At 37.2% G+C, this 16,741-nt stretch carries 14 protein-coding genes and 3 pseudogenes; 14 read left to right on the forward strand and 3 right to left on the reverse strand.

Features of this window, described 5'->3' with window-relative positions; translation table 11 throughout:
- Positions 1-51 precede the first annotated feature (51 nt).
- The 13 genes and pseudogenes from hemW (at position 52) to BCR22_RS00135 (ending at position 12,763) form a co-directional block, all read left to right on the forward strand.
- A complete protein-coding gene (hemW, locus tag BCR22_RS00085) occupies positions 52-1,203 on the forward strand; it encodes a radical SAM family heme chaperone HemW (RefSeq protein ID WP_069652970.1) in 1,152 nt (383 codons plus the stop codon).
- A 249-nt stretch (positions 1,204-1,452) separates the two neighbouring features.
- Complete coding sequence (gene hrcA / locus BCR22_RS00090) at positions 1,453-2,496, forward strand: heat-inducible transcriptional repressor HrcA (RefSeq protein ID WP_069652971.1); 1,044 nt, start codon at positions 1,453-1,455, stop codon at positions 2,494-2,496.
- Positions 2,497-2,558: 62 nt separating this feature from the next.
- Positions 2,559-3,101: a nucleotide exchange factor GrpE gene (grpE, locus tag BCR22_RS00095; protein WP_069652972.1), complete on the forward strand. Its 543-nt coding sequence runs from the start codon at positions 2,559-2,561 to the stop codon at positions 3,099-3,101.
- A gap of 66 nt (positions 3,102-3,167) precedes the next feature.
- On the forward strand, positions 3,168-4,997 hold the full coding sequence (gene dnaK, locus BCR22_RS00100; protein WP_069652973.1) for a molecular chaperone DnaK: 1,830 nt from the start codon (positions 3,168-3,170) through the stop codon (positions 4,995-4,997).
- 194 nt (positions 4,998-5,191) lie between these two features.
- Positions 5,192-6,358: a molecular chaperone DnaJ gene (gene dnaJ, locus BCR22_RS00105; RefSeq protein WP_069652974.1), complete on the forward strand. Its 1,167-nt coding sequence runs from the start codon at positions 5,192-5,194 to the stop codon at positions 6,356-6,358.
- A gap of 202 nt (positions 6,359-6,560) precedes the next feature.
- Positions 6,561-6,832 (forward strand): annotated as a pseudogene (locus BCR22_RS16060) (hypothetical protein).
- A 356-nt stretch (positions 6,833-7,188) separates the two neighbouring features.
- Positions 7,189-7,326, forward strand: a pseudogene (locus BCR22_RS14760) (propanediol utilization protein); the annotation flags it as partial.
- A gap of 55 nt (positions 7,327-7,381) precedes the next feature.
- Positions 7,382-7,732 (forward strand): annotated as a pseudogene (locus BCR22_RS00110) (cupin domain-containing protein).
- Positions 7,733-8,138: 406 nt separating this feature from the next.
- Positions 8,139-9,026 carry an energy-coupling factor transporter transmembrane component T gene (locus BCR22_RS00115; RefSeq protein ID WP_069652975.1) on the forward strand — a complete coding sequence of 296 codons (888 nt, stop codon included), beginning with the start codon at positions 8,139-8,141 and terminating at the stop codon, positions 9,024-9,026.
- Complete coding sequence (locus tag BCR22_RS00120; protein ID WP_069652976.1) at positions 8,999-10,675, forward strand: ABC transporter ATP-binding protein; 1,677 nt, start codon at positions 8,999-9,001, stop codon at positions 10,673-10,675. Before BCR22_RS00115 ends, BCR22_RS00120 begins: the two co-directional genes overlap by 28 nt.
- On the forward strand, positions 10,668-11,354 hold the full coding sequence (locus BCR22_RS00125; protein ID WP_083241702.1) for an ECF transporter S component: 687 nt from the start codon (positions 10,668-10,670) through the stop codon (positions 11,352-11,354). Before BCR22_RS00120 ends, BCR22_RS00125 begins: the two co-directional genes overlap by 8 nt.
- A 25-nt stretch (positions 11,355-11,379) precedes the next feature.
- The gene (locus tag BCR22_RS00130) at positions 11,380-11,754 is read left to right on the forward strand and encodes a DUF4430 domain-containing protein (RefSeq protein ID WP_069652977.1); all 375 of its coding nucleotides are present in this window, start codon (positions 11,380-11,382) and stop codon (positions 11,752-11,754) included.
- Between the two features lie 706 nt (positions 11,755-12,460).
- The gene (locus BCR22_RS00135) at positions 12,461-12,763 is read left to right on the forward strand and encodes an EVE domain-containing protein (RefSeq protein ID WP_240485832.1); all 303 of its coding nucleotides are present in this window, start codon (positions 12,461-12,463) and stop codon (positions 12,761-12,763) included.
- A 165-nt stretch (positions 12,764-12,928) separates the two neighbouring features.
- On the opposite strand, the gene BCR22_RS00140 is transcribed toward BCR22_RS00135, so the two are convergent.
- Genes BCR22_RS00140 through BCR22_RS00150 form a run of 3 tightly spaced genes read right to left on the reverse strand, consistent with a single transcriptional unit; the run spans position 12,929 to position 15,733 of the window.
- A complete protein-coding gene (locus BCR22_RS00140) occupies positions 12,929-14,152 on the reverse strand; it encodes an ABC transporter permease (RefSeq protein ID WP_069652978.1) in 1,224 nt (407 codons plus the stop codon).
- Between the two features lie 15 nt (positions 14,153-14,167).
- Positions 14,168-14,860 carry an ABC transporter ATP-binding protein gene (locus BCR22_RS00145; protein WP_069652979.1) on the reverse strand — a complete coding sequence of 231 codons (693 nt, stop codon included), beginning with the start codon at positions 14,858-14,860 and terminating at the stop codon, positions 14,168-14,170.
- Between the two features lie 12 nt (positions 14,861-14,872).
- Positions 14,873-15,733, reverse strand: a complete 861-nt coding sequence (locus tag BCR22_RS00150) for an efflux RND transporter periplasmic adaptor subunit (RefSeq protein ID WP_069652980.1) — start codon at positions 15,731-15,733, stop codon at positions 14,873-14,875.
- Positions 15,734-15,940: 207 nt separating this feature from the next.
- Between BCR22_RS00150 and BCR22_RS00155 the strand changes: the two genes are divergently transcribed.
- Positions 15,941-16,675, forward strand: coding sequence for a metallophosphoesterase (locus BCR22_RS00155; RefSeq protein WP_069652981.1), 735 nt, complete (start codon positions 15,941-15,943; stop codon positions 16,673-16,675).
- Positions 16,676-16,741: the final 66 nt, after the last annotated feature.

Consider the following 16,741-nt stretch of genomic DNA (forward strand, 5'->3'; position numbering starts at 1 on the left):
GCTTCCTATAATAAAATCTGTAGCAACTTCGTTTAAACTGGAGGAAGAAAATTGAAAAACGATAAAACATCAGCCTATATACATATCCCTTTTTGTGAGCACATTTGTTACTACTGCGACTTTAATAAAGTCTTTTTAGAAGGGCAGCCAGTAGATGAATATATCCAAAGTCTTTTGACAGAAATTCGTTTGACAAAAGAGCAGTATCCAAGCAAAGATACAGAGACAATATATATCGGAGGGGGCACGCCTACTTCGCTTTCAGCCAAGCAATTAGCTGTTCTGTTAAAAGGGGTACGCGAGTTATTGCCGTTTGATGATAAAAACGAATTTACAGTAGAAGCGAATCCAGGCGATCTAACGCAAGAGAAACTACAAGTAATGAAAGAATATGGTGTAAATCGCTTATCTATGGGTGTTCAGACATTCGACAACCAATTATTAAAAAAAATTGGACGCAAACATACGGCAGAAGATGTCTATGAAACGATGAAATTCTTAGAAAAAGAAGATTTCCTAAATGTTAGTATCGATTTGATTTATGCTTTGCCTGGTCAAACGATGGAGGGGTTTAGAGATACACTGAAACGTGCGATTGAACTTGATTTACCGCATTACTCTTTATATTCGTTGATTTTAGAAAACAAAACAATGTTTATGAACTGGGTACGTCAAGGTCGATTACAATTGCCAGATCAAGAAGTTGAAGCGTTAATGTTTGAGGAAACAATTAGTGCAATGGAAAAGGCTGGACGTCACCAATATGAGGTTAGTAACTTCGCGCTAAAAGGGCAAGAAAGTCAACATAATTTGGTTTATTGGAACAACGATCACTATTATGGATTTGGCGCCGGTGCGAGTGGTTATTTAGGACATACTCGATATCGAAATCATGGTCCGATTCAACATTATCTAAACCCTTTAAGAGATAACCAATTACCAACTGTTGAAACAGAGATTTTGACCGTCAATAATCAAATGGAAGAAGAACTCTTTCTTGGGTTAAGGAAGATGGGTGGTGTTTCGAAAAAACGATTCGAAGAGAAGTTCAATTTACCGTTAAATCAGGTATACAGAGAAACAATCCCGAACTTGATTCAAAAAGGATTGATAAGCGAAAATGAAACACATATCCAACTTACTGAACAAGGTCTTTTTGTTGGGAATGATGTTTTTGAAGCATTTCTTATTGACCAAGAATAAACGTGCACAGTACAACAATAAGAGTGAGATTGGGAAAGAAGTGTTCAATTCCCACCGTTCACTAGGATTCCGTTAGGCTAAGATATGGCTCTTGGGGCTATGTCTTAGCCTTTTTTTGTACATTTTAGCACTCTGATGCAATGAGTGCTAAAAAAGTGAGTTTTTCTCTTGACAATTCAAGAAGAACTTGCTATATTAATAATTGTATTAGCACTTGAATGTCATGAGTGCTAATGAAGGGTGGTAATTATGATAACGGAAAGACAAAAGAATATTTTGCGACTTATCATCCAAGAATATACGAATACAGGTAACCCTGTAGGATCAAAGAAATTAATGGAAGAAGGAATTAAGTCAAGTTCTGCAACGATTCGTAATGATATGAAGGCTCTAGAAGAGAACGGACTATTATTGAAGACACATTCGTCTTCTGGCAGGATTCCTTCAATGGATGGTTATCGCTATTATGTGGATCATTTATTGAGTCCAGCTGAAATCGAACGTGATGAATTAGAAACGATTCGTCATTCATTTGGGAAAGAATTTCATGAGATCAATGATATTATTGAACAATCAGCTGAAATCCTTTCTGATTTAACAAGCTATACTGCTTTTTCGTTAGGTCCAGAAGTGAAAGAAAGACGATTGACTGGTTTTCGAATTGTTCCATTAAATGAACGTCAGATCATAGCGATCATAGTGACGGATAAAGGCAATGTGGAAAGCCAAGTATTTGCGATTCCAGCATCTGTTTCAAGCCAAGACTTGGAAAAGATGACGCAAATCATCAATGATAAATTGGTCGGACAACCATTGCTGACGGTCTATCATCGTTTACGCACCGAAATTCCGATGATTTTACATCGCTATTTCCAAACACCTGACGGCATGATGAACCTATTTGATGCGATGCTGGGACACGCTTTTGAAGAAAAAGTGTTTGTCAGTGGGCGCATGAACCTATTAGATTTTGGTGTACAAGAAGATATCAATCAACTAAAATCTGTGTATTCCTTTATGAAAAATACAGACGCAATCACCCACTTGTTGACGTCTGATGAAGAGACAGATACGCAAATAGCGATCCGTATCGGTTCAGAAATAGGAAACGATTTACTTGATAATATGAGCATGATCACTGCGACTTATGAAGTTTCTGGTCACGGTAAGGGAACCATTGCGTTATTAGGCCCTACAAGCATGCCCTATTCAAAAATGTTTGGTCTGGTAGATGTATTTCGCCATGAATTAGCTTCAAAACTCGGTGCTTACTACCGTTTTCTTGATGAGTAAGTGATGAGTTGAAAATATAGAATTCTAATAATTCTACGTAAATGAGAAGGGAAGTTGCCAGAGTGAGTAATAAAGAAGAAACGAATGAAGAATTACAAGAGGAACACATGGATGCTATCGATGAAACTGGTGTTTCAGAAGAAGAAACAGAAATGACAGAACTTGAAAGTACCAATGCTGAATTATCAGAAATGGAAGACAAGTTTTTAAGAGCTCGTGCTGAAATTGCCAATATGAGCAATCGTTTCAAAAATGAGCGTGAATTGCTTGTTCGTTATCGTTCACAAGATTTAGGAAAAAAATTGCTACCTTCGATCGATAATTTGGAACGTGCGATGGCAATCGAAGTCGATGATGAACAAGGTGCTAGCTTGAAAAAAGGGATCTCAATGGTTCTTGAAGGGTTACAAGCGGCATTAAAAGATGAAGGTATCGAAGAAATCCCGACAATGGGTGAAGTGTTTGATCCTAATTTACATCAAGCAGTTCAAACGATTCCAGCAAGTGACGAAGTCCCTGCTGATACAATCGTCGAAGTGTTACAAAAAGGGTACAAGTTACATGACCGCGTTTTACGAGCAAGCATGGTTGTTGTTGCACAATAACAGCAAGCAATGGTTGTATAATATAAATTGAAAAAAATTAAAATAGAAGATAGGAGATCATTAATTATGAGTAAAATTATTGGTATTGACTTAGGAACAACAAACTCAGCAGTGGCAGTATTAGAAGGCGGAGAAGCAAAAATCATTGCGAATCCAGAAGGTAACCGTACAACGCCTTCAGTGGTATCATTTAAAAATGGAGAAATCCAAGTCGGTGAAGTTGCAAAACGTCAAGCAGTAACAAACCCACACACAATTTCATCAATCAAACGTCATATGGGCGAAGCTGGCTATAAAGTAGAAGCTGATGGCAAATCTTATACACCACAAGAAATTTCTGCAATGATCTTACAATATTTAAAAGGTTTCGCAGAAGATTATCTTGGTGAAAAAGTAGACAAAGCAGTTATCACTGTTCCTGCTTACTTCAACGATGCACAACGTCAAGCAACAAAAGACGCTGGTAAAATCGCTGGTCTAGAAGTAGAACGTATCGTTAACGAACCAACAGCTGCTGCATTAGCATATGGTTTAGACAAAACAGATAAAGACGAAAAAGTATTAGTATTTGACCTTGGTGGTGGTACATTTGACGTATCTATCCTTGAATTAGGAGATGGCGTATTCGATGTATTGTCAACTGCTGGCGATAACGAATTAGGTGGAGATGACTTTGATAACAAAATCATCGATTACATGGTAGCAGAATTCAAGAAAGAAAACGGTGTTGATTTATCTAAAGATAAAATGGCTGTTCAACGTTTGAAAGACGCTGCTGAAAAAGCGAAAAAAGATTTATCAGGTGTAACATCAACACAAATCAGCTTACCATTTATCACAGCAGGAGACGCTGGTCCATTGCACTTAGAAATGAACTTAACTCGTGCGAAATTCGATGAATTAACAAGTGATTTAGTAGAACGTACAAAAACTCCAGTACGCCAAGCGTTGAAAGATGCTGGTTTAAATCCATCAGAAATCGATGAAGTTATTTTAGTTGGTGGATCTACACGTATTCCAGCTGTTGTTGAAGCTGTACGTAAAGAAACGAACAAAGAACCAAACAAATCAGTTAACCCAGATGAAGTAGTAGCTATGGGAGCTGCGATTCAAGGTGGCGTTATCACTGGTGATGTGAAAGATGTCGTATTATTAGACGTAACACCATTGTCATTAGGTATCGAAACTATGGGTGGCGTATTTACTAAATTGATCGATCGTAATACAACGATCCCAACAAGTAAATCACAAGTGTTCTCAACAGCAGCAGACAATCAACCAGCTGTAGACATTCACGTGTTACAAGGTGAACGTCCAATGGCTGCTGACAATAAAACATTAGGACGTTTCCAATTAACAGATATTCCAGCGGCTCCTCGTGGTGTGCCTCAAATCGAAGTAAGTTTTGATATCGATAAAAATGGTATCGTAAACGTACGTGCAAAAGATTTAGGAACGCAAAAAGAGCAAACAATCACAATCAAATCTTCTTCAGGTTTATCAGACGATGAAATCGAACGTATGGTTAAAGATGCTGAATCAAATGCTGAAGCTGATAAAGCCCGTAAAGAAGAAGTTGATTTACGTAACGACGTTGACGCTTTATTGTTCACTGTTGACAAAACATTGAAAGAATTAGAAGGCAAAGTTGATGCTGATGAAGTGAAAAAAGCAGAAGATGCTCGTGATGAGTTGAAAGCAGCTGTTGAAGCGAATGATATCGAACAAATGAAAGAAAAACGCGATTCATTAAACGAAATCGTTCAAAACTTAACAGTAAAACTTTACGAACAAGCAGCGCAACAACAAGCAGCAGAAAATCCTGAAGCTGCACAAGGTGGAGCAGATGATGTTGTAGATGCTGACTTTGAAGAAGTAGAAGGCGACGACAAATAATCCTTGATCGTTAACAAGCTGGCAAAGACCAAAGTCATCGCTTTGGTCTTTGCCTATCTTTATTTATAGGGAAAATTAAGTGAAGCGGTTTTTCTTTTACTTAATATGTGGTATGATTACAACGATGTTTTTATACAAATAAGTTGGCGTCGATCCTTTTTTTAATAAATGGAATAATAGTTGGAGGGGAACTAATGGCTACGAAAAGAGATTATTATGAAGTCCTAGGTTTAGCAAAAGGCGCTTCAGATGATGAAATAAAAAAAGCTTACCGTAAGCTTTCCAAGCAATACCATCCGGATATCAATAAAGAAGCGGATGCAGAAGATAAATTCAAAGAAGTTTCTGAAGCATATGAAGTATTGAGCGATCCTCAAAAGAAAGCGGCTTATGATCAATATGGTCACGCAGGGACAGATCCAAATTACGGCGGAGGTGCTGGTGGTTTTGGCGGCTTTGGCGGTGGAGGATTCTCTAGCAGCGGTTTTGGTGGATTTGAAGATATTTTCGATTCATTCTTTGGTGGCGGATCTCGTAGTGTAGATCCAACTGCGCCAAGACAAGGTGCTGATTTGCAATATACGGTGAATTTGAAGTTTGAAGAAGCTATTTTCGGCGTGGAAAAGGAAATCAAGTACAATCGTGAAGACAATTGTGCCACTTGTGGTGGAAATGGTGCCAAACCAGGGACACATCCTGAAACGTGTCATAAATGTCATGGATCAGGTTCCATTAATGTGGAACGTCAAACACCACTTGGCCGTGTAATGAGTCGTCAAACGTGTGATGTTTGTCATGGAACAGGGAAAGAAATCAAAGAACCGTGTCCAACTTGTCATGGAACAGGACATGAGAAAAAAGCGCACAAAGTGAAAGTCAACGTTCCTGCTGGAGTGGAAGACGGACAACAAATGCGTTTAGCGAATCAAGGGGAAGCTGGCATGAACGGTGGACCATATGGTGATTTGTATGTAGTATTTAGCGTAGAAGAAAGCGATATTTTTGACCGAGAAGGCTCAGAAATCTATTATGATTTGCCATTAAGCTTTGTTCAAGCGGCACTTGGTGATGAAATCAAAGTACCAACTGTTCATGGGGATGTAAAATTAAAAATCCCTGCAGGTACTCAAACTGAAACGAATTTCCGTTTACGAGGCAAGGGCGCACCACGTTTACGTGGCGGAGCTAATGGTGATCAGCACGTGAAAGTTAAACTCATCACACCTAAAAACTTAAACGAAGAACAAAAAGAAGCCTTACGCACTTTTGCTAAAGCTGGCGGTCAAACCGTCAGTGAACAGCAAGAAGAAGGGTTCTTTGATAAGATGAAGGACGCTTTTGGCGGTAAGAAAAAGAAATAAAAATAGTAAAGCTACTCAACCTGTACTGAAATCGGTACAAGTTGAGTAGTTTTTTTGCTAGTCTGATTAGTGGTAAAGTTCGAGTACTGTTCGATACTTTTTTTAATTCGGCTCTAACATGAGATAGATAAAGGCATGCACATTGATCTCCAAAGTCTAATCTAAAATCCAACCAAATGAAGCTTACTTAGCATCTGAATTGGTGATAAGTGCGCCAAGAAATAGTACTGCTGATACAGGGATGGACGTTCTAACACGTGCGCTTGAAGCCTATGTTTCGACTAAAACCAACGTGTTTTCTGATACTTTATGTGAGAGAGTTGTTGTTCTTGTATGGCAGGCATGGCTTTTAATTTAACCTCTCTTGGTCTCAATCATGGTCTCGCTCATGCTACGGGAGCAAAATTAAACGTTCCTCATGGACGATTGAATGTACTACTATTGAGTGAAGTAATTCAATATAATACAGGATGAGATCATTTCAATCACTCTTATAATGAGCAAACTACAGAGAAGTATGCTATTTAGCTAAATTACTTGGCTATGAGAAAGCAACGACAAAATTAGGGATTAAGCATTTGATTCGAGCAATAGAGCAGTTGAAAAAACAACTAGCAATACCAAATAGCCTGAAGTAAGCTCGGAGGTTTTTGAACAATTCAAACGAGAAATTACCGAAGTCTCTTTGCTTGATGGATGTACCCAAACGAATCCTAGGGTCCCTACAAAAAAGCAGAAATCGAACAAATTTTGGACAATGTTAAATAAATTGAGTTTAATCAATCATATAATGTGACATGTAGATCAGAGAAGAAAAAGAGGTGAGCATATTGACTGAAAAACAACGGATGATTTAAGAATATGTTCCTGGAAAACAAATAACATTAGCGCATATTATTGCAAATCCTAATCTAGAAATTTATGAAAAATTAGGATTGATGGATGTGGAAACCAATGCAATTTGTATCTGAACAATTACGCTTAATGGTGGCTACTTTAGCCAATAGTATTCCAATGTTTCAAATGATGAAAGACAGAGATCCGCGCGGTATTTTGTCTATTAAGCTACCTTTGTGAAATGTGTCAGAAGAAGATTGTTTAGATACAGGAAATCCAGAGCACAAAGTATACTGTAAAGACCTAGTGACTTTAAAAGAAAGTCCACGTTTAGGCTGTGGTTTGATGGTAATGGACGATACGACCTTTGAATGGCTATTAGAATATGAAGAAGTGGATTATATTATTCAAGGTCGCTTAGATGTGATTATCGAGGGACGCAGAATTACAGCAGGTAAAGGAAGTCCAATCACGTTCTCCGTTTCTGGACATGCTCGCTTTATTTATGTGACATATCCTGCAGATTGGCAAAAGTAATCAGTCAATGAATAAAAATGGTTTTTAAAGTTAGAGGACAGCTGATTTTTTGAACTATTTTTTTGCATTAAAAAAATCCCGCTTTAAGAAAGGAAGTCCTTTAATGGTGATTGACTTTAAAGGGATAACTTTATATAATAAGAGTGGTTAAACAACAATGAAGTTGTTTAAAACGAGAGATGATTATGTCAATGAAGATATAGCAAAAATAAAAAATAGAAAGTGTCTGGAAGGCTCATGAATCTATGTGCGTATATCCTTACTTTTTATAAAGACATCTTGTATACAAAGGATGTTTGCTGTTCTGACATAATAACATTTCGTTATACTAGTTAATTCAGACAGCACACTTATACAAAAGTGACGGCTGTTTTTTTATTGTTCCAACAAGGAAGAGGAGTTTGAGATGAATCCACATTTTTTTAGGCAAAGACATCCGTTAGTCATTTCCAGCTATTATCTACTGATGTTATTGATTGCTATGAGTACTACAAATCCCTTAATCATTGGTAGCTGTTTTTTTGGAAGTCTATCTTTTCGATTAGTACATTTAAAAAAGGGGAAAAAGCATTCAATTATCTTTCCGTTGATTTTTTTGATTTTGATCACGATCACAAATCCTTTGTTTGTACATAGAGGCGGTACGATTTTATTCTTTTTTCTAGATAAACCGATGACACTTGAGGCATTTGTCTATGGCTTTTTTATGGGAATGATGATTGCTTCCGTCATTTATTTATTTCAAAATTTTCAAACGTCAGTGGATTCTGAAAAATTCTTTTATCTTTTTGGGAAACGATTTCCTAAGTCTGCCTTACTAGTGACGATGGTTTTTCGTTTTATTCCTTTATTTAAAACGTATTACCAAGAGTTGAATCAGGTACAAAAAACGATTCAGCGAACGCAAAAAAGAAGTTTTAGAGAAAAAACTTCCTATGGACTGGACTTGTTTGGCAACTTATTTTCTTGGGCACTGGAAAACGCAATGGATACAGCGAATTCGATGAAAGCAAGAGGATACGGCGTGACGACTAGAAGCAGTCGGACGGTCTATCATTGGAGGATTTTGGATTCATTTTCTTTAGTTATAATAATCAGTTTGGGTAGTCTGTTCATTATGTTGGTTATGCAGGGAAACTATCAATTCAATTTTTATCCATATCAAGAAAATCTGTTATTACTGTTAAAACAACGTTGGTTGGATTATCTAGTGATTTTAGTATTCGCTTTGATACCAACCTTGAATCGAATACGGGAGGTGATCGTATGGACTATCTTGAAATCCAAAATCTGAGTTTTAGTTATGCTGGTAGTGAAAAATTAGTGTTGAATAATGTGTCGCTCTCTATAGAAGAAGGCGACTTTGTGTTGATATGTGGTGCTTCTGGAAGTGGTAAATCGACATTGCTAAAAATGCTAAAACCACAACTGACACCTGCTGGGAAGCAGGTGGGAGACATTTATTTAAACAATGAAAAAGTCACAGTCATTCCAGCTGTTTTTTCAACGAGTAAAATTGGTTATGTGATGCAAAATCCGGAAAACCAAATCGTCACAGATAGCGCTTGGCATGAATTAGCTTTTGGTTTAGAAAATATCGGACTGGAACCTTCTGAAATAAAAAGCCGTGTTGCAGAAATGGTCAACTTTTTAGGGATTCAAGATCTAGTAGACTATCAAACGAAAGATTTATCTGGTGGACAAAAACAACTACTAAATTTAGCGTCTGTTTTAGTGATGAGACCTGATATTTTGATTTTGGATGAGCCTACCACTCAGCTTGATCCAATTGCTTCTCAGAATTTTATTGATGTTTTGATTCGATTAAATAGAGAAATGGGTTTAACTATAGTGTTAGCTGAACATGGCTTGGAATCGGTTTTCTCACTAGCGGATAAAGTGGTGCTTTTGGATAAAGGGGAATTGATTTTTTCTGATGTACCAGCGAACATAGTCGGAAAAATTAAACGTAATCAACGTGAGCTTAGTCGTTTTATAGTTAGTTTGCCAAGTGCAGTTCAACTTTTCCATGCAAGTGGTTTGACAGGACCGAGTCCAATCACTGTGATTGAAGGAAAGCGGTTCTTAGCACAACAATTTCCTAAAAGACCTGTTATAGAAGAGAAAAGAGTGCCAGATCAAAACAAAACGCAAGAAAAAGTGATTCTTCAATTAAAAAATTGCTGGTTTCGTTATGAGAAAAATAGTCGAGATATTTTAGCAGGTGTCGACCTTGATTTAGTTGAAGGAGAAATTTTCTCTCTAGTTGGGGGCAATGGTACAGGGAAAACAACCTTACTTAAAGTCATTGCGGGTATTCAGGAGTGTTATCGTGGCAAAATCACGCTTTTCAATCAACCCCTCAAAAAAAATCAACAGGTAGTGGGGTATTTGCCACAAGAACCACAAATGATGTTTAGTAGAGATTCAGTACTAGATGATTATAACAATTATCTAGAGAGCAAAAAAATGAGTGAACAGGAAAAGCGCAAGCGAATCGATTCGATTGTCAATTTACTTGATTTAAGCGAAATCTTGTTACAGCATCCATTGGATTTAAGTGGTGGCGAGTGTCAGCGTGCAGCCCTTGGAAAGCTTCTTTTGACAGATCCTAAAGTAATACTGTTGGATGAGCCGACAAAAGGGATCGACAATTATGGGAAAAAACAATTGATCGACTTATTGAAACAATTGTCTATGAAAGGCAAAACGATTTTAGTGGTGACACATGATTTGGATTTTGCGGCAGAATTATCGGATCGTTGCGGACTGTTTTTCCAAAATGATTTATTGACAACGGCTAAACCTGCTCAATTTTTTAGCCAACATACTTTTTATACAACAGCTGCTAGCCGAATTTCGCGTGAATTTTTTTCAAATTTAATCACAACTGATGAAGTGATTGCGGCTTATGTTGCCGCTAAAGGAGTGACGAATGAATAAGAAGATAAATCCAATGGTGATCAGAAGTGTTCTTGCGGGGATCTTGATCTTTATAGGAATTGCACTTTTTCAAGCAAGTCAGTATCAAGTTATTTCGATGCTGCTTGTCATAGTTGCGTGTATTCCTATTTATTATCGCTATGAGAAAAAGCAGTTAAATATCAAAGAACTAGTAATGATTGCAGTGGTAACGGCAATCGCTGTTTTAGGTCGATTCTTATTTTATATGGTTCCAGCGATTACTCCTATGACGGCGATCATTATTATTTGTGGGATTTGTTTGGGTTCGGAAGTTGGCTTTTTGGTTGGCTCGCTTTCAGCGATTACATCTAATATGCTGTTTGGGCAAGGGCCATGGACTCCTTTTCAAATGTTCTCTTGGGGGATGATCGGTTTTCTTGCTGGGTTACCGTGGATGCAAAAAGTTCTAGGGAAAAATTATTGGCTTTTAGCGTTATATGGTATTTTTGCGGGTCTGTTTTTTTCCTTTTTTATGGATGTCTGGACTGTCTTTTCAATTGACCGGACATTTTCTTGGCAGAGGTATTTAGCCTTATTACTGACAGCTGTTCCTTATACAGTTTCATATTGTTTTGCAAATGCATTCTTTTCGTGTTTGCTGTTTAGAGTAATCCAGACAAAGCTTCAACGTATTTTAACGAAATACGATATAAAATAAATTAGAGATAAAGGCGGAATGAACGATGAAAAAATTTGTAAAAGTAGCAATGGCTTTAACAGTGATCTTTTTATTAGGTGCATGTGGGAAAACAAATGATGACAAAAAAGAGCAAGATGCCGGAATGAAGGTAACGATCATCTTAAAGGAAGAGGATAAACAATTTGATAAAAAAGAAGTCAAGGTCAAAAAAGATGAATCGCTTCAAACCGTCATGGAAACAAATTTTAAAGTTGAGATGGACAAAGATTTTATCAGCGGTATCGATGGGCATCTCCAAGATGCAAAAGCAAGTAAATATTGGCTATATGATGTGAATGGCAAACAACCAGAAGTAGGTGCAGTTGAGTACTTCTTAAAAGATGGCGATACAGTGACTTGGACGTTGAATAAACTATAGGAGTGACTAGAGGACAAAGCGATTGACAATAACGGTATTGTTTATGGCAGTATCTGTCATTGAATAAAAATTAACTGGTCGATTGTTTTTGATTCACTCCCGGTTTTTGTAGGACAGTCATTTTTAATCCAATTTTAGGGTTTAGTGTGGCCAGTTTTAAGTATTTAGGTGTTATACGAGTCTTGGATCATTATTTTAATCGCGATTCAACTGTCAGGTTTTGTTTGTTAGACTGAACTTGTCAGTCAGACGAAAGAACATAACGGAGGCAAGAATTTAGGAAAACAACTGAAGCGTATGAGTGAACAGACAGAAATTGCGTTAGCTACAAGTGTTTAAGGAGTACCAAATGTTAGGATCGTCAGTTTTTTTATGATGAAGCTAAAAATGTCTATTCTTTTCCATGTTCCAAGGAAATGAAAAATGACTGAATTTCAAAAGAATCCCAAAGTTGCGTTTACAACGATTCCATCTATTACTACACATCATGTTCGGGTGCACTATGCGGATATAAAAAAAGTGAGTTAACAGTTTATGATGTAGCAGAGCAATAGATTCGAAAAATTCCTAGTTATGAACAAAATATTAAGAAAGCTGGTTCTATGCTGGAATTAGTCGAGATTCATTTTAACCACGCAATTGTGATTTTAGGGATGGACAATAGAGAAACAATCAATCTATAAAAATGAAGGAGAGTGGATATAACTTGAATTCGTGGATTGGCGTTGCCTCTAAAAATCATATAGAAATTGGGGTTGCAGGTGGTTTTTGTCAATTATGTCATGGGAAATCAGCGCCATTAAATCGAATGAAGTCTGGGGATTGGTTGATTTATTATACACCAAAACATCATTTTAAAACCAAAGAACCCTGTCAGGATTTCATTGCCATTGGGCAGATTTTACTTGGAAAAGCTTATTCATTCGAAATGGCTCCTGGTTTTATTCCAGTTAGAAGAGATATTGATTTAAAAAAATACTCAATCCGTTCCGTTACAAGCAATTGCTGATTTTCATTTGTGGCAGGAGTATCGATCACGCCTGAGATTTGGCCAATTTCAAATTCCAGAGGAGTTGTTCAACTTGATTGCATCTGGAATGAAAAAAGAAGAATAAAAAAATCAGGACAGAGAAATCACTCTAGTCCTGATTTTATTTTTGAAGTATGAAACATTTTATTCGTAACGTAATGCTTCGATTGGATCAAGCTTCGCTGCTTTTCTAGCAGGATAAACACCAAAGAATATTCCGATAGCGCTTGAAAATAAGAGTACAGCTATAATTGAACCTAGTGTAAACTGCGCAGTGATGTCTAAGACACTTGCTATAGTGACAGCCAAGATCGCACCTAACGTTAATCCAATCAGTCCACCAATTAAGCATAGAATAACGGATTCTGTTAGAAATTGAAATAAGATATTACGATCTGTTGCACCCAGAGCTTTTCTTGTTCCGATTTCTCTAGTTCGTTCAGTGACTGAAACAAGCATGATATTCATCACACCAATGCCGCCAACGAGCAAAGCAATTGCAGCAACAGCCGCAATGAAGTTGATAAACAAACCTAAGACGTTATTCACCTGATCAAGTGCTTGCAAGAAATTTGTTGCAGTATAGACTTTTTCACCAACTGTATTGTGACGCACAGAGAGAATATTTACGATTTGTTTAGAGACTGAATCAATATCATCTTTGGATTTAGCAATAACGGTCAAACTGGTGATTTTAGTTGCATCAGGATTCAAATTATCTGCTGTAGTCAGTGGGATTGAAATATAACCCATCATTTCTTCCTCGTCAAATGCCCCAACCATTTTTTCAACGGTACTTTTGGTTACTCCGATGATTCGAGCACTTATCTGTCCTTTTTGCCCGTGTAAATTGATTTTTTCGCCAACGACATTTTCACGTCCATTGAAAAAATACCGAGCCGTATCAGCGCTAATCACCGCTACTTTGCTGCCTTCAGAGTATTCAGTTGTATTGAAATAGCGTCCGTAGACGATGTCTTTATCCATTGTTTGGTTTGTATATTGTAAATCAGGTGTTCCCGCCATGACCAATGTTGCTTTTGATTTTTCATTTGCTGCACCAACAACTTGGATCGACACAACAGGGGAGAGATGGTCAATTTGCGGGATGCCATCTTTTAATGCTTTGATATCTTTACTGGTAATTTTTTCATTGTCAGTTGCGTCACGGCTAGTAGAAACAGAAATCGTAGAAGCACCTAAATCACTAAAAGTACCAGTTATTTGAGTCGTTGCACCATTTCCAACCGCAAGTATGGCGATGACTGCTGCAATGCCGATAATAATTCCAAGCATTGTCAAAAATGAACGCATTTTGTTCGCTAAAATACTATCGATCGCCATTTTGAAACTCTCAATAATTCCCATGAAAATGACTCCTTTCTATAGCGTTCTTCGTTCCAATACAGATTGGTCATCAATGATTTCTCCATCTCGAAAAGAAACGATTCGCTTTGTATACTGAGCTACATCGGGCTCATGTGTGACCATGACCACAGTTGTACCAGCATCATTTAAATCTTGGAAAATTTTCATGATTTCCAGTGTTGTTTTTGAGTCCAAATTTCCTGTAGGTTCATCAGCCATTAAAACTGCTGGATCATTTACGATAGCACGAGCTATTGCGACACGTTGTTTTTGTCCACCAGAAATCGCATTTGGTCTATGGGCGACACGGTCAGCTAAACCTACTTTTCTCAATGCTTCTAGTGCGCGTTCTTTTCGTTCCTTTGTTGGAATACCAGAATAAACCATAGGTAGGGCAACGTTATCTAGTAAAGACATTCTCGGCATTAAATTAAAGGATTGAAAAACAAAACCAATTTCCTTATTTCTGACATGAGCACTTTCATTACTACTCAAATTAGTAACATCTTGTCCATTTAAGTGATAAGAACCTTCGTCAAATCGATCCAATAAACCAAGAATATTCATCATCGTTGATTTACCCGAACCGCTAGGACCCATGATTGAAGTGAATTCTCCTTCTGCGATATGTAAGGAAACGTGTTTTAATGCTTCTAATTCTTCTCCTCCGGTCCGATAAATTTTTACGACATCTTTTAAATCAATCAATCATTTCACCTTCTATTCTTTGGTTACTTCAGCATTGTTTTTAATATCAGAACTTGGAGAAAGAATAACCGTTTCTCCTTCTTTTAGCCCTTTTTTGACTTCAATCAATTTATCTGATTGAATGCCGATCTCGATTTTTTTCTCTTTAGCAAGACCATCTTTCACGATATAGGTAATGGGTTCGTTTTTATCGTTATAGGTTAAGGCTTCAATTGGTAGGGCAAGCACATTTTCAACGGTGTCCGTAGTGATCGTTACATCAACATCAAAACCAGAAAAGAGTTTTTCTGATGCATGATCAAACGTTACGACAGCACCAAGGCTCGCACTGTTACCGGTTGCGGATTGAGTGCTTTGAGCAGTCGGATCTTTTTCAGAGACTTTTCCTGAAAATGTTTGGTTTCCACTCGTTATTTCTACTTTCTGATCAACAGCTACTGAAGAGGCTTCAGAGTTAGATAAAGCTAATTGAACGTTTAACGTAGAAAGATCATCTAACTGAATCGATGGTTTTCCTTGCTGAGCATTTGTGTCGGCTTGGTTATTCTTGATATTGACTTGCGTGATTGTTCCATCAAAGCCAGCAATTAATTGAAGTCCATTATCATATGTTGCTAAAACGTTCTCTTTTGTTACCTTATCGCCAGTTTTGACAAGCACATCCACAACATTGCCAGTACCAATAAGTGCTTGTGTTTGATTTGGGATCAAGGTTCCAGTTGTGGAAAGTGTTTCAACGATTGTTTCTTTTTTTACTTCTCCAGTTCTAACAGTAACAGCGTTTGATTTTCCTGAATTTCCTTGAACAACTAAGAAAATAATCAAGGCGACAACCAAAACGGCAAGAATACCGAAAATAGTTTTTTTCTTCATAAATTTCAGCTCTTTCCTACTAATTTTATGACATAGTGTCACTTACGCAATTTTACTCTTTTTTTCATGAAAAGTCTAAAATTAATTTCAATTTTTAAATTATTTCTAAATAAAAAATAATCGTGACTTATTTGATCAATAATCTGAAGTACCAGGTGTTTCTTGCGTTATACTAGAGAAAATGAATGGTGAGAAGGAGCTGAAATAATGAAAAAATTTATTTATGCCATCAGTGATATCCATGGCGAATATGAGTTGTTCAATGAGTTGATTCAATACTTTGATCCGAAGATACATCAACTAGTATTAATTGGTGATTTGAATGATCGCGGGCCAAAGACTAAAGAGAGTTTTTTACTTGGAAAAGAGTTAGTCGAGAAATATGGAGCGGTTTATCTTAGAGGAAATCATGAAGAGTACTTTCTTCAGTTTTTAAACAAACCAGAAGATTGGTTTACTAGTTATGTTCGAAATGGTGGCAAAGAGACGATGGAAAGCTTGCTGCACAAAGGCGCGACAGAAGAATATTCTCCAACAGAGATCAGTATGTTGATTCGTAGCCGATATAAAGAGTTAATTGAATTTTTAATGGAACGACCACTGTATTTTGAGTGGGAAGAGTATCTATTTGTTCATGCCGGTGTCGATTTAACGAAAAAAGATTGGCATGAAACAAGTCCTCATGATTTTATCTGGATAAGAGAAGCATTTCATCAAGGCAAAAATCATACTGAGAAAAAAATCGTTTTTGGTCATACCATCACACCTATGCTCCACGGGGATATGGAAACGACTGATTTATGGCAATCGGACAATAAGATCGGGATTGATGGAGGAGGAGTCTTTGGTGGTTCTGTTCATGGTGTGATTTTCGATAAAAATGGAATCGTACAAGATATTGAATATCAAAATTTAAACGGCCCTTGGCAACCTGATTTTTAAACAATTGTATTTTTACAGAACGAGTAAAGACTAGCTAAGCTTTGGACTCGTCCTATATTTCAGCAA

Origin of the sequence: Enterococcus plantarum (genome assembly GCF_001730295.1) — a bacterium.
GTDB classification, from domain to species: domain Bacteria; phylum Bacillota; class Bacilli; order Lactobacillales; family Enterococcaceae; genus Enterococcus_L; species Enterococcus_L plantarum.

Coding starts and splice junctions, on each gene's coding strand:
- hrcA (WP_069652971.1), top strand. CDS start 1,453: ATGATAACGGAAAGACAAAAGAATATTTTGCGACTTATCATCCAAGAA.
- dnaK (WP_069652973.1), top strand. CDS start 3,168: ATGAGTAAAATTATTGGTATTGACTTAGGAACAACAAACTCAGCAGTG.
- dnaJ (WP_069652974.1), top strand. CDS start 5,192: ATGGCTACGAAAAGAGATTATTATGAAGTCCTAGGTTTAGCAAAAGGC.
- BCR22_RS00115 (WP_069652975.1), top strand. CDS start 8,139: ATGAATCCACATTTTTTTAGGCAAAGACATCCGTTAGTCATTTCCAGC.
- BCR22_RS00120 (WP_069652976.1), top strand. CDS start 8,999: ATGGACTATCTTGAAATCCAAAATCTGAGTTTTAGTTATGCTGGTAGT.
- BCR22_RS00125 (WP_083241702.1), top strand. CDS start 10,668: ATGAATAAGAAGATAAATCCAATGGTGATCAGAAGTGTTCTTGCGGGG.
- BCR22_RS00130 (WP_069652977.1), top strand. CDS start 11,380: ATGAAAAAATTTGTAAAAGTAGCAATGGCTTTAACAGTGATCTTTTTA.
- BCR22_RS00140 (WP_069652978.1), bottom strand. CDS start 14,152: ATGGGAATTATTGAGAGTTTCAAAATGGCGATCGATAGTATTTTAGCG.
- BCR22_RS00150 (WP_069652980.1), bottom strand. CDS start 15,733: ATGAAGAAAAAAACTATTTTCGGTATTCTTGCCGTTTTGGTTGTCGCC.
- BCR22_RS00155 (WP_069652981.1), top strand. CDS start 15,941: ATGAAAAAATTTATTTATGCCATCAGTGATATCCATGGCGAATATGAG.